The organism is Pseudomonas sp. NPDC087614 (genome assembly GCF_044743485.1).
Taxonomy (GTDB): Bacteria; Pseudomonadota; Gammaproteobacteria; order Pseudomonadales; family Pseudomonadaceae; genus Aquipseudomonas; species Aquipseudomonas baetica_A.
Window position 1 is genome coordinate 114053 of sequence record NZ_JBIUWN010000002.1, and the last position, 13014, is coordinate 127066.

Sequence of the window (13014 nt, forward strand, 5' to 3'; positions counted from 1 at the left end):
GAAAGCTTCCTTACATTGGGTTTTGTGGGCGCCAAGGCTCGATCAGCGCGTCGAGGTTCATCGCGTCGGCGAAATCCAGGAACTGGTCACGCAGCCAACTGATCTGGGTGCCGGCCGGCAGGGTTACGGTGAATGTCGCGTTGAGCATGGTGCCGCCCGTCTGTGGCGCCTGATACGTGTCGCACGTCAGGTTTTCCAGTTCGACGTTGTGATCCATGAAGAACTGGCACAACTCATTGATGATGTCCGGGCGATACGCCGAGCTGACGTAAGCCACATACGGCAGTGCCTGCGGGCGATTTTCCAGCGCCGCGCTACGCACCACGTTGACGGTGAAAGCGTGCTTCTTGGCGAGGCCCGACAGGCTGCCTTCCAGACGCGCGAGGGCGTCCCAACTGCCAGAGATCTCAAGGATCAGCGCGCTGCACTCGCCGTGGCGGGTCAGGCGTGAAGTAACCACGGCGCAGCGATTTTCATGGCTGGCGCGGCACAGGACGTTAGTCAGCTCCATGGGGTTGGCGCCGAGGGCACTGATGACAAGGAATTGTTCGCGAACTGTGGGGGTGGACATGCAGCATTCCTAAAGCGATGAGCGGTCGGTAGGTTTACGGTCGTTGGCCGTCGGGAATTGCCTGTGTGCCCATTCAGGCTGTCCGTTCAAAAAGCCCCGGCAAAGCACTCGCGGCTCGCTCCACTATAGCGGGAGCGCGTCGATGCGACGCAGGAACGGGGTTTGGGAGGCCGAAAAGGGAGGCTGTAACCCGGCGTACAAGCTGATCTGTACCGATCAAAGTCTGAAGGGTAGCGAAAAGCGGCGCCAAGGGGAATGGCGGCAGCGCAGTACTTCGCTTGTGCAAGCATCTTGGCGCCAGTACCATTACCGCTCTCTTTTTCCGGCAGGAGCGGTTTCATGATTGCGGGCAGTATGGTGGCACTGGTCACTCCCATGGATGCACAAGGGCGTCTGGACTGGGACAGCCTCAGCAAACTCGTGGACTTCCACCTCAAGAACGGCACCCATGCCATTGTCGCGGTCGGTACTACCGGCGAGTCGGCAACCCTTGATGTAGAAGAACACATCGCCGTGATCAAAGCCGTGGTCAAACAGGTTGCCGGCCGCATTCCGGTCATCGCCGGTACCGGCGCCAACTCGACCCGTGAAGCCGTCGAACTGACCCGCAACGCCAAAGCCGCCGGCGCCGATGCCTGCCTGCTGGTCGTCCCGTATTACAACAAGCCGACTCAGGAAGGTCTGTACCAGCACTTCAAGCACATCGCTGAAGCGGTCGACATCCCGCAGATTCTCTACAACGTGCCTGGCCGCACGTCTTGCGACATGCAGGCCGAGACCGTGATTCGCCTGTCCACCGTGCCTAACATCATCGGCATCAAGGAAGCCACCGGCGACCTGACGCGTGCCAAAGCGATCATTGATGGCGTGAGCAAGGACTTCATCGTGCTGTCGGGCGATGATCCGACCGCGGTCGAGCTGATCCTGCTGGGTGGCAAAGGCAATATCTCTGTTACCGCCAATGTCGCTCCACGCGAAATGGCGGATCTGTGCGAGGCCGCGCTCAAAGGCGACGCCGATACCGCACGGGCCATCAACGAAAAACTGATGCCTCTGCACAAAGACCTGTTCATCGAAGCCAACCCGATTCCGGTGAAGTGGGCTTTGGTTGAAATGGGCCTGATGCACGAAGGCATCCGCCTGCCGCTGACGTGGCTGAGCGCACCTTGTCATGAAACGCTTCGCACGGCCCTGCGCCAGTGCAGCGTCCTGGTTTAATTGAGGAAGTACAACGCATGAAGCGAATGGCCGGACTTTCCGCACTTGCCTTGATTATCTCCAGCACCAGCGGCTGCGGATGGGTCTGGGGGCCGGAAGGTTATTTCCGCGACCGTGGTAGCGATTACCTGCAAGCGCAACAGACTGCACCGATGCAACTGCCATCGGATGTCAGCACCTCCAAACGTCTGGATCCGCTGCTGCCGATCCCGCGCAACGTCGCTGACGATACCGCCAAGGGTGAGTACGTTGTTCCGCGTCCTCAGCCGTTGTCGGCCATCGCCGATGCCAGCGATTATTCGCTGCAGAAAAGCGGCGATTCGCGTTGGGTCATGGGGCAGCATCCACCGGCCGAAGTCTGGCCAGTGGCCGTGCAGTTCTTCGAGGACAACGGTTTCCGTCTGGATGAACAGCGCCCGCAAACGGGCGAATTCACCACCACCTGGCAGCACTCCGATGAACTGTCCGCTGCCATGGCCAAGCGCCTGAGCGCAGCGGGCGTCGGCGCCGACAGCGAAACCCGCGTTCGTGTGCGTGTCGAGCCGGGTGTGCAGCGCAATACCAGTGAAATCTATGTGGTCAGTGCCGAGCGGCCTGCCGGCAGTACTGCAGACGTAGCCTTCACCAATCGTTCGGTCAACACTGGCCTGGACGCAGCGCTGGTTGACGACATGCTCGCGAGCATGAGCCGTACTGCCGAAAAGGGCGGTTCGGTGTCGATGCTCGCTTCGCGTGATTTCGATACGCCAAGCCGCGTCAGCCTCAGCGAAGATGGCAGCGGTAACCCGGTGTTGAACGTCGGTACCGATCTGAACCGTGCATGGGCCAGCGTTGGCCGTGCGCTGGAGCAGGGCGAATGGCGTGTTGAAGACATCAACCGCAGCCTGGGCCTGTACTACATCAACCTGGCCGAAAAAGCCGAGAAGAAAGACGACAAGCCTGGTTTCTTCAGCAGCCTGTTTGGCAGTGCGCCGAGCAAGGAAGAAATTGAAGCCCGTGCCGAGCGTTATCAGGTTCGCCTGAGCAAGGTTGGCGAGAACATCCAGGTCACCGTCGAGAAAAACATCAACACCGTCGCACCGGCTGACGTAGCGCGCAAAGTGTTGAGCGTGATTCAGGACAATCTGGGCTGATCACATGCGTTTTGCCGTTCTCGGCAGCGGTAGCCAAGGGAACGGCACGCTGATCGCCAGTGCTGATACGTATGTGCTGGTGGATTGTGGTTTTTCCCTGCGGGAAACCGAAAAACGCCTGTTGCGCCTGGGTGTGAACCCGGCGCAACTGAGCGCGATACTCGTAACCCACGAACATGCCGACCACGTGCATGGCGTGGGTTTGCTGTCTCGGCGCTACAATCTACCGGTCTACCTCAGTCGCGGCACACTGCGCGGGATGCGCAAACCGATTGAACCCGCAGGCTTTCTGGCCGGCGGCGAGCAACTGCAGATCGGTGCACTGAACATCAAGGTCATTGCCGTGGCCCATGATGCGCAGGAACCGACCCAGTATGTCTTCAGTGATCACGAGCAGCGGCGCTTCGGCCTGCTGACTGACCTGGGTTCCTACTGCGAGCGGGTGCTTGACGGTTATCGGGATCTCGATGCGTTGATGATCGAGTCCAATCATTGCCGCGATATGCTGGCTCGTGGTCACTACCCGTACTTTCTCAAGCAACGGGTGGGCGGCGAGCTGGGACATTTGAACAACCACCAGGCGGCATTCCTGGTGTCCGAGTTGGGCTGGCAGGGTTTGCAACACCTGGTTCTGGCCCATCTGAGCAGCAAGAACAATTTGCCGCAGCTGGCCCGGCAATGTTTTGTCGACACCCTCGGGTGCGACCCGGACTGGCTGCAACTGGCCGATCAAGATTCAGGGCTCGACTGGCGCCACATCGCCTAGCCCACCTACTTAGCAAGCGGAGCCCATCATGGAAAAACGTGAAGAACTCTACCGCGGCAAAGCCAAATCGGTTTACAAGACCGACGACGCTGACCGCTTGATCCTGCTGTTTCGCAACGACACCTCGGCGTTCGACGGCAAGCGTATCGAGCAGCTCGACCGCAAAGGCATGGTGAACAACAAGTTCAACGCCTTCATCATGCAAAAGCTCGAAGCGGCCGGCGTACCGACCCAATTCGACAAACTGCTGGGCGACAACGAATGCCTGGTGAAGAAGCTCGACATGATCCCGGTCGAGTGCGTCGTGCGTAACTACGCCGCCGGTAGCCTGGTCAAGCGCTTGGGCGTCGAAGAGGGCCTGAAGCTCAACCCTTACACCTTCGAACTGTTCCTGAAGGACGACGCCAAGGGCGACCCGTTCATCAACGAATCCCACGTTGTCGCATTCGGCTGGGGCACCGCCGAGCAACTGGTTCGCATGAAAGAACTGTCGCTCAAGGTCAACGAAGTGCTGACCAAGCTGTTTGACGACGCCGGCCTGCTGCTGGTCGACTTCAAGCTTGAATTCGGCGTGTTCAGCGACGGCTCCATCGTCCTGGGTGACGAGTTCAGCCCGGACGGCTGCCGTCTGTGGGACAAGGACACCAAGAAGAAGATGGACAAAGACCGCTTCCGCCAAGGCCTCGGTGACGTCATCGAAGCCTACGAAGAAGTCGCCAATCGTCTGGGCGTACCGCTTTAATCGACGCAAGCATCTGATAGCACGGAAAAAATTTCGCTTGGGGGGTTCGCAACTAGCGAAAGTGTTGTTATGATGCGCGCCGTTGGAGAGATGCCAGAGTGGCCGAATGGGACGGATTCGAAATCCGTTGTACCTTCACCGGTACCTAGGGTTCGAATCCCTATCTCTCCGCCATTACATAGAAGAAGCCCCGTAGATGAGAATCTACGGGGCTTTTTCGTTTCTGGGCGAATAGTGAGGTCGGCCAACCGCTATTTTCCGGCTTTGAGTGTTTTCACATCGTCAATCACCGCTTTACCCATCGCAGTCAGGTATACGCACCCAAGCATAACGGTAGCTGCGTCTTCTGCGAAGAATTTGGCGAGGCCTGGCAAATCGGAAACTTGCGACAGCGTTTCGCTGACGGGGACGCTGGCGCTGACGTGGAACAGTGCGTTGCCCTGAGCCGTAGATGGATGGGGCGAATCCGATGGTTTTTTCTTCTGGGGTTTCGGTCATTTTGCGCCTCCGTACATAGAGACGTGTGATGAGAGAAGGCTTGTATCGCGGTGCAGGCGAAGCGGGCTTAACAGGTTACTTGTTTGTATCGTTCAACTCCCTCGATTCCGGAGCTGCCGCATTCTGCCGACGAGTTACTTCACCGAACATGGAAAGGCCTCACAGGATCAAACCTGTGGGGCCTTTTCATTTTTGCAGGAGCTACCGCTCCCCGCACTCAGCCACTCACGACAGCGAGTGCCCTAGCTCCTGTTTGATCAGCTCATAAACTTCCTTGTGCGTTGAGTTATGCAGCGTGTTGTCCTGGCATGCCGAAGCCAGGAAGGTTTTGACTTCTTCTTTGGCGTGCGGGTAGAGGCTGGCGACGTAGTCGGCCTCATGTTCTTGGGTGCAGTTGAAGTACTTGTCGTCTTTCGCTTTGTCTCTAGCCATTGTGCGGCTCCTTTTGGGTTCAAATGATGTGGAGAAACAGGGCCGGATGGCCCCATACGTCACTGAGCGTAGGGACGTAAAGACGGCCCGCCAGTCGTTCGAACAAAAAAGGAAAAGGTTGTAGGACGCAGTCGCTCATTCACTCTCGCGGTTAAATCTCCTTCACCGGCGTCTCCCCTGTTGCTCCTTTGATCAACTCGATTACATGCAAACAATCGGCCTTGTTCACATAAGACTCACCACTGGCGATGGTTTCGTGATTGCCTGCGCGCAGCCTCCAGCGCCATTGCCCTTTGCCGGTGCTCGGGGTGCCTTTGGATTGTCTGTAAATCTCGAAATACATTCAGTTCGCTCCATGCGATTTATTTGTGCGACAGCCTTTTTGACGCATGGTCGCAAGCCTAGCGCAGACGGGTTTTTTGGCTATCGGACATTTGTTTCCAATCGTTCGCGGATGTTTCTGAAGGGGGCATGTTTAGTACGTTGAGAATGGTCGCTTGGCGAAGAGCTGCAATGTGTATTTGAACGACGTTCCCGTCCACGACATACGGGACTGAACGGTGACGCACAGGTCATGGGCTGAGGGTGAAAACACAGAAGGTCCAGTGAGGTCGGCAAAGGTTGATGGACGCCGAGCCCCAGGCCTTTCTACACTGCCCGTATTCCGGGGAGCGGGGGCAGTGAATGAATCGCAATGAACTACGCAAGGCTGACATCAACCTGATGGTGGTCTTCGAAACCTTGATGCTCGAGCGCAACGTGACCCGTGCGGCGGAGAAGCTGTTTCTCGGTCAGCCGACCATCAGTTCGGCGCTCAACCGTTTGCGCACGATGCTCAACGATCCGTTGTTCATTCGTGTCGGGCACCGCATGGAGCCGACAGCCCGCGCTGAAGATATCTTTCGTCACCTCAAACCGGCGCTGGATTCGTTGTCAGTGGCATTGAGCCTGACCCGTGATTTCGATCCTGCGGTCAGTACCATGACGTTCCGCATCGGCCTGTCTGATGACGTCGAGTTCGGCCTGTTGCCGCCGGCGTTGCGTGCTTTGCGTCAGGAAGCACCGAACGTGGTGTTCGTGGTGCAACACGTCGACTATTGGCGAATCCCCGATCTGCTGGCCGCCGGCGATATCACGGTCGGTATCAGTCAGACCCGTGGCCTGCCGGCCAACGCCAAACGCAAACTGCTGCGGCACATTCAACCGAGCATCCTGCGTGCCGACGCCTGCGATACGCCGCTGACCCTCGATGAATATTGCGCACGTCCCCACGTCCTGGTGTCCCACACCGCCAACGTCAGTGGTTTCGCCGACGAGTGGCTGGCAGAGCTTGGCCGTACCCGTCAGGTGGTGCTGTCGGTGCCGCAATACAGCGCGCTGCCGGCACTGTTGGCCGGCACGGACCTTATTGCCAGCCTGCCGGATTACGCCGCCGCTGCCATGGCCACCTCCGGGTTGCTGTTCAAGGAACCGTTCCCGTTCAAGACGCCGACACTCGACCTGTCGATGGTCTGGCTCAGCCACGTCGACAGCGACCCGGCAGAGCGCTGGTTGCGTTCGCGGCTCGAAGCCTTGATGAGTGAGCGCCCCCCGACACCGCTCTAAAACGCGCGACACGACCCTGACGGGCGTTGTTCAACTTGCCGGGAGGAAGTCTGCCTGCTTTGCTGTGACGTATGAATCCGGCGGAGACCTGTGCCATGAGCATCACCCGTACGTTGCTGCGTGGGCGCGGCAGTCTCGACAGTGGCAAGGTTGGCATGGTCGAGCTGTTTTTCGATCTGGTGTTCGTGTTCGCCGTAACCCAGTTGTCGCATTCCCTGCTCGCTCATTTGTCGATTCTCGGCGCGGTGCAGGTAGCGTTGTTGATGGTCGCGGTGTGGTGGGTGTGGATCTTCACGTCCTGGATCACCAATTGGCTCGACCCGGAAAAACTGCCGATCCGCCTCGGGTTGTTTGGCCTGATGATTGCCGGTTTGTTGCTCTCATCGGCCATTCCCAAGGCATTCACCGAACGCGGTTTGATGTTCGCCGCAGCGTTTGTGTTCATGCAGGTCGGGCGCACGCTGTTTGCCATTTGGGCGGTGCGCGGCGAATCGCTGAGCATGACCCGCAACTTTCAGCGCATCCTCGTCTGGCTGATGCTGTCCGGGGTTTTCTGGATGGCCGGGGCGTTTGTCGAGGCAGAGCAACGCCTGTGGTGCTGGTCGGCGGCTTTGTTGATCGAGCTGATTTCGCCGTCGCTGTATTTCTGGGTGCCGGGCCTTGGGCGTTCGTCGCTGAGCGACTGGAACGTCGAAGGCAATCACATGGCCGAGCGCTGTGGCTTGTTTGTGATCATTGCCCTGGGTGAGTCGTTGCTGGTGACCGGTGCGACGTTTGCCGAATTACCGCTGAGTGCGGGCGGATTGCTCGCCTTTCTCGTCTCGGTGCTGGGCAGTATCGCCATGTGGTGGGTGTATTTCGACAGCGGTGCCGAACGCGCGCACCATCGCATCGCTCATTCCACTGATCCTGGGCGCCAGGCGCGGATCGCTTACACCTATCTGCATGTGCTGATCGTTGCCGGGGTGATCGTCAGTGCCGTGGCCGATGAGCTGGTGCTGGTGCACCCGGATCACGCCAGTGACGCCGGTATCCTCGCGATCATTGCTGGACCGTGGTTGTTTCTGCTCGGCAATGCGCTGTTCAAATGGGTCATGGCCGACCGGTTGCTGCCCCCTTTGTCGCATCTGGCCGGGCTGGTTCTGCTGATGCTGTCCTTCCCATTGGCGTTGAATCACTGGTTTTCAGCGTTGCAACTGGGCGCGCTGACCACGACGATCGTGATCGTGGTCGCTGCCTGGGAAACCTTGGCGCTACGTCAGACATCGTCACCCGTGGTGTCAGAAAAAGCCTCAAGGGAGTAGGGCGCAGCTGTGTTATATGTACGGCCTTTCTGCCGCCCGACTGGAGTACCCCGATGCCACACCTGCACATGGAATACACCGCCAACCTGCCGCAACTGAACGCTGACGTCGCTTTGATCCGGCTCAACAACACCTTGGTGGGTTCCGGTCAGTTCGCGGCGGAGTTCGATATCAAGAGCCGTGCGGTGAAAGTGGAAACCTTCAAGGTTGGCACCGCCATGGGCGAGCGTGCTTTCGTGCATGTGAAGCTGGCCCTGCTCAGCGGCCGTTCGCCGGAGATCAAGAAACAGCTTTCGCAAAGCCTGCTGACGGTGTTGCAAGAACTTTGCGAATGGCCTGCCGACATTGAGGTGCAGTTGTGCGTTGAACTGCTCGATATCGACCGTGATTCCTACAGTAAAACCGCTATTGGCATGTAAGCGTCAGGCCGCTTCCAGCTCACTGCACACCTGGATTATCTGCTCGCGGAGCCAGACGTTGGCGCTGTCCTGATCGACGTTCTGGCTCCACTGCATGTCGAGCGTGAACCCCGGCAAGCCGTTGGGCGCCTCGCAGTGGTTAAACACGGCTTCGTTGGTCAGTAAACGCTGAATACGCCGGGGCAGAGTGAGGATGAAGTCGGTGCCGGTGATCAATTTCAACGCAGCACTGTAGCTGTTCGAGCGCGCCACAATCTGGCGTTTCTGTGCCTGTCGCGCGAGCCAGCCGTCGACCATGTTGGTGGTGGAGGTCCAGGGTGTGGGGAACACATGCCGGCGTTCGGTGAAGGCCTGCAAGCTCAGGCGCGGTTCCAGTGGTGTGGCGCGCTTGTCGAAGACGCAGACCAAATCATCTTCCAGCAGCATCCGAGACTTCAGGTCAGCGTGGTTGCGGTGGAAGTTGGGGCCGAAGCTGATCACAAGATCGAGGCTGCCGTCGCGCAGCTCATCCGCTGGCACATCGGTTTCAAACTTGTGCATGTTGACCATCACCGGCAAATCATTGAAGTCGAAGCGTTTCAATAAACGCGGCAGGATCAGTTGTTCGAAGTATTCCGGGGCACAGATGTTGAAGGTGACCGCTTGCTGGGTTGGATCGAACACCGGGGCGCCGGCGTGGCACAGATTGATGCTCTCGAGAATCTTCTGTACATGGCCGTACATGGTGCAGGCCTTGTAGGTCGGACGCATGCCGGTGCGTGTGTTGATGAACAGTTCGTCTTCGAAACTGGTGCGCAGTTTTTTCAGGCAATAACTGACGGTGGACTGGCTGACAAACAGTGTTTCCGATACATCGGTGACGCTGTTCTGCTCATACACGGCGATAAACACCATGAGATCCTGCATGTCGAGCTTTCGAAGCAAGTTACTGTTCAGCATCCGTTCTATCTCGCTGTGCTCCTTGCGCTGAATCCGCGCAAACGTGTGCGAACGATCCTAGCGGAACGATGGTGCCAGGAGAAAGCCCTGTAGGATATTTCACGGACAGTTGTGGGACAGAAAGTTTTAGCAACACGACGTCGCCCGACAAAGCGCTAAAACATGGCCAGAAGCCTTCAGTTACTGCGGGTTTGCGGTCAGCGGACATGTCGTTGGTAATGCCGGGGATCGAAACGCAACACCATCAGCAGCATGACGACCATCATGGCCGTCAGCGCCCCCCAGGCCCATTCGAAGCTGCCCAGTTGATCGCGGACCATCCCGGCCAGTAATGGTGAGAGGCCGGCAATCAGATAACCAATGCCTTGCACGAAGGCGGTGAGGCCGCCGGCGCGCTTCGGGTTGTCGAGGTGGTCGAGGGCGACGATCAGGCTCATCGGAAACAACCCGCCGATGCCCAGGCCCAACAGGCACGGCCACAGCAGGCTGAGGTGTTGCGGGCTGAGGATCAGCCCGCAGAAGCCGGCGATGATCAGGCCGAGCAGTGCCATCAGTACCCCGCGCCGATCACGGCTGCGATTGGCGATAGCCGGGACTATGAGTCCGGAAATGACCTCCATGGCGGTCAGAAAACCCAGCAACAGTCCCGCGTTTTGTTCGCTCCAGCCTTTTTCCACGTAGTACGGCGCCAGCCAAGCGAGCACACAGGTGTAGGACGCTGTTCCCAGACCGAAGAAGATTGCGAGTAACCAGGCGCGAGCATTGGAGAAAAACGCTTCTTTCCTCGCCGCCCCCGTCAGGGTGTTTGGCAGTGACCTGCGTTGCGACCACCAGAACACGAACGCCAGCAGCGCCAGCGCCGCCCAAATGGCCAAGCCCAGGCGCCAGCTACCGGTTTGTACCCTCACCAGTGGCGCGAATGAGGCCGCAATCGCCGCGCCGCCCATGATCGAGGTGACATACAAGCCCATGCACAGCGCCACGTTGTCGGCGAAGCGCGATTTGATCAGCGCCGGCATCAACGCCTGAATCAACGCGATGCCGGTGCCCGCCAACATGGCGCTGACAATCAGTTCGCCAGCCGAGTCGATAAACAGCCGTGACAGCGTCGCCAGAGCAATGATCAGCAGCGACAACAGCACCGTACGCTGTTCACCCAGGCGCTGACTGATACCGATGCCGAAAAACATCGCCAAGCCCATGGCCGTCACCGGCAACATGGTCAGCAACGATGCAAGGCTGAAACTCAACGGGATGTCGCCGCGAATCGCCGAAAGCAGTGGCCCGACGGCTGCCATCGATGGTCGCAGATTGAGAGCGACCAGAATGATCGCGAGCATTAGCCCGACGGCGGGGCGGGAAGTGGTGCGGATGTGTTCCATCGTCAGGCCTTCGATATCAGGGCTGAGGATTAGGCGCGTGGCCACTCGGTGCGGGCAAACCAGAAAATCCGCTGCAGTATTTAAATATTCGATAACCGCGAATCCCCCTCCGTGGGCGCGGGCATGCTCGCTTGCACAGGGATGGGGGGCAGGCCAAAAACTGAAGCAAGCCTGAAACACTCTCAAATACTTTTCGGATTTCGACTTATTACCAAGCCCTAACTAATCGTTGGCGACTTTTTCACGAAAAATTGATGGATGCCTGTCTACAGTTTTGCAGGCCTTGGTTAATGAATTTTTCACAACTAACCGGGGCTCTTCTTTTCAGGAATAACCCACCACTATGTTGAAGTTGAATTCCGTGCGCCCGGAGTGGGTGACGTTGATTGCCAGTGCCTTTCTGTTGATCGGTTTCAATTTTGTGCTCTGGCAGCACCTGGTCGAGATCACTGCCGCAGATGGCAACGGCGTTGCCATGCGCGTGGCTTTTGGCGTGATGATCCTTGCCGCGTTCAACATCGTGCTGACCTTTCTCGCCTTTCGTCCGCTGCTCAAGCCGATTCTGACACTGATGTTCTTGATCAGTGCCGGTGTGGCTTATTTCATGAGTCAGTATGGCGTCATGATTGATGCGGGCATGCTTCGTAACTTCGCCGAAACCAATGCCACGGAAGTTCGTGATCTGCTGTCGTTGAAGTTGTTTGCTTACTTGTTGTTTCTTGGTGTGTTGCCTTCCTGGTTGTTGTGGAAAGTGCCGGTCAACTATCGTCGCTGGCATCGCGAGTTGTTCAGCAAAGTTGTTGTCAGTTTTGTATCGGCTGCCGTGATCGGTGGGGTTGCACTGGCCAACTATCAGGGGTTGTCCTCGCTGTTTCGCAATCATCATGAATTGCACTTGATGCTGGTGCCGAGCAACTACATTGGCGCGACGGCCGGTTACCTGCGTGAGCAAGTAGCCTCGGCGCATCAGCCGTTCGTCAAGATCGGCGAGGACGCCCAACGCAATCCGGACTTGAAAGTACAGCCACGCAAATCCCTGACCGTGCTGGTCGTGGGGGAAAGTGCCCGGGCGCAGAACTTCGGCATCCTGGGTTATAACCGTGACACCACGCCAAAACTGGACAAGGAAGCGGGGCTGATCGCGTTCACCGACGTACATTCCTGCGGCACTGAAACGGCGGTCTCGGTGCCGTGCATGTTTTCCAACATGGACCGCAAGGATTACGACGCCAGCAAGGCCAAGAACGAAGAGGGCCTGCTCGACGTGCTCAAGCGTGCCGGTATCGATGTGATCTGGCGCGATAACCAGTCTGGCTGCAAAGGCACTTGCGATCGGGTCACGCTGCAGGATGTCAGTAACCTCAAAGACCCGGCGCTGTGCGCCAACAGCGAATGCCGTGATGAAATCCTGCTGCAAGGTCTGCAAGGCTTTATCGACCATCTGGACAAGGACACTGTGTTGGTCCTGCATCAGATGGGCAGTCATGGCCCGGAATACTTCAAGCGCTATCCGAAGGAATACGAACACTTCACACCCGTCTGTGAAAGTAACGCGCTGAACAATTGCAGCCGAGAAAGTATCGTCAATGGTTACGACAACACGCTGGTTTACACCGACCATGTGTTGTCGAGCCTGATCGATGTACTGCGCGCCAATCAGGACAAGGTTGATACCGCCATGTTGTACCTGTCGGATCACGGCGAGTCATTGGGCGAATACAATTTGTTCCTGCACGGTACGCCTTACATGCTGGCGCCGGAGCAACAGAAACATGTGGCGATGCTGGCGTGGTTCTCTGACAGTTATCAGAAGGCTTATTCGGTCGATACTCACTGCCTGCAAATGAACCGAGACAAACCGTTGAGTCAGGACAACCTGTTTCACTCGATGCTCGGCTTGCTTGAAGTACGCAGCAAGGTTTATCAGCCGGGCCTGGACATGTTTGCCGGTTGCCGTGGCGCAGGGATTGATGGCGTGTTGGCCAAGGACTGAGCCGTTTCGGGC

The 13014-nt window shown here is 57.9% G+C and carries 14 protein-coding genes and 1 tRNA gene; 9 read left to right on the forward strand and 6 right to left on the reverse strand.

Annotation, left to right across the window (positions count from 1 at the left end):
* Positions 1-10: 10 nt before the first annotated feature.
* Positions 11-571, reverse strand: coding sequence for a glycine cleavage system protein R (locus tag ACIOWA_RS01345; RefSeq protein ID WP_016984694.1), 561 nt, complete (start codon positions 569-571; stop codon positions 11-13).
* Between the two features lie 339 nt (positions 572-910).
* Here ACIOWA_RS01345 and dapA point away from each other — a divergent pair, with 339 nt between their 5' ends.
* The 5 genes from dapA to ACIOWA_RS01370 all read left to right on the forward strand — a co-directional run bounded on the left by dapA (position 911) and on the right by ACIOWA_RS01370 (position 4604).
* Entirely contained in the window at positions 911-1789 is an 879-nt protein-coding gene (gene dapA, locus ACIOWA_RS01350; RefSeq protein WP_339430751.1) for a 4-hydroxy-tetrahydrodipicolinate synthase, read from the forward strand.
* 17 nt (positions 1790-1806) lie between these two features.
* Complete coding sequence (bamC, locus tag ACIOWA_RS01355; protein ID WP_339464863.1) at positions 1807-2922, forward strand: outer membrane protein assembly factor BamC; 1116 nt, start codon at positions 1807-1809, stop codon at positions 2920-2922.
* Between the two features lie 4 nt (positions 2923-2926).
* Complete coding sequence (locus tag ACIOWA_RS01360) at positions 2927-3688, forward strand: MBL fold metallo-hydrolase (RefSeq protein WP_339493638.1); 762 nt, start codon at positions 2927-2929, stop codon at positions 3686-3688.
* A gap of 28 nt (positions 3689-3716) precedes the next feature.
* A complete protein-coding gene (purC, locus tag ACIOWA_RS01365) occupies positions 3717-4430 on the forward strand; it encodes a phosphoribosylaminoimidazolesuccinocarboxamide synthase (RefSeq protein WP_122608857.1) in 714 nt (237 codons plus the stop codon).
* A gap of 84 nt (positions 4431-4514) precedes the next feature.
* A tRNA-Ser gene (locus ACIOWA_RS01370) sits at positions 4515-4604 on the forward strand.
* A gap of 77 nt (positions 4605-4681) precedes the next feature.
* Here the strand turns inward: ACIOWA_RS01370 and ACIOWA_RS01375 are convergent.
* The 3 genes from ACIOWA_RS01375 to ACIOWA_RS01385 all read right to left on the reverse strand — a co-directional run bounded on the left by ACIOWA_RS01375 (position 4682) and on the right by ACIOWA_RS01385 (position 5703).
* Positions 4682-4861 (reverse strand): DUF3077 domain-containing protein, encoded by a 180-nt coding sequence (locus tag ACIOWA_RS01375; RefSeq protein WP_401157840.1) that lies wholly within the window; start codon positions 4859-4861, stop codon positions 4682-4684.
* Between the two features lie 292 nt (positions 4862-5153).
* Entirely contained in the window at positions 5154-5360 is a 207-nt protein-coding gene (locus ACIOWA_RS01380) for a hypothetical protein (RefSeq protein WP_339431019.1), read from the reverse strand.
* A gap of 151 nt (positions 5361-5511) precedes the next feature.
* Positions 5512-5703: a DUF1508 domain-containing protein gene (locus tag ACIOWA_RS01385; protein WP_221729401.1), complete on the reverse strand. Its 192-nt coding sequence runs from the start codon at positions 5701-5703 to the stop codon at positions 5512-5514.
* A 341-nt stretch (positions 5704-6044) separates the two neighbouring features.
* On the opposite strand from ACIOWA_RS01385, the gene ACIOWA_RS01390 reads away from it, so the two are divergent.
* From ACIOWA_RS01390 to ACIOWA_RS01400, 3 genes are all read left to right on the forward strand, one after another.
* Complete coding sequence (locus ACIOWA_RS01390; protein WP_221729396.1) at positions 6045-6965, forward strand: LysR family transcriptional regulator; 921 nt, start codon at positions 6045-6047, stop codon at positions 6963-6965.
* 95 nt (positions 6966-7060) lie between these two features.
* Positions 7061-8269: a low temperature requirement protein A gene (locus tag ACIOWA_RS01395; protein WP_339431021.1), complete on the forward strand. Its 1209-nt coding sequence runs from the start codon at positions 7061-7063 to the stop codon at positions 8267-8269.
* Between the two features lie 53 nt (positions 8270-8322).
* A complete protein-coding gene (locus ACIOWA_RS01400) occupies positions 8323-8688 on the forward strand; it encodes a 5-carboxymethyl-2-hydroxymuconate Delta-isomerase (RefSeq protein WP_339431022.1) in 366 nt (121 codons plus the stop codon).
* A gap of 3 nt (positions 8689-8691) precedes the next feature.
* On the opposite strand, the gene ACIOWA_RS01405 is transcribed toward ACIOWA_RS01400, so the two are convergent.
* Both ACIOWA_RS01405 and ACIOWA_RS01410 read right to left on the reverse strand, forming a co-directional pair.
* On the reverse strand, positions 8692-9627 hold the full coding sequence (locus ACIOWA_RS01405; RefSeq protein WP_339431023.1) for a LysR family transcriptional regulator: 936 nt from the start codon (positions 9625-9627) through the stop codon (positions 8692-8694).
* 197 nt (positions 9628-9824) lie between these two features.
* On the reverse strand, positions 9825-11009 hold the full coding sequence (locus ACIOWA_RS01410) for a cyanate transporter (protein ID WP_401157841.1): 1185 nt from the start codon (positions 11007-11009) through the stop codon (positions 9825-9827).
* A 343-nt stretch (positions 11010-11352) separates the two neighbouring features.
* On the opposite strand from ACIOWA_RS01410, the gene ACIOWA_RS01415 reads away from it, so the two are divergent.
* Positions 11353-13002 (forward strand): phosphoethanolamine--lipid A transferase, encoded by a 1650-nt coding sequence (locus tag ACIOWA_RS01415; RefSeq protein ID WP_339431024.1) that lies wholly within the window; start codon positions 11353-11355, stop codon positions 13000-13002.
* The last annotated feature ends 12 nt before the right edge of the window (positions 13003-13014 follow it).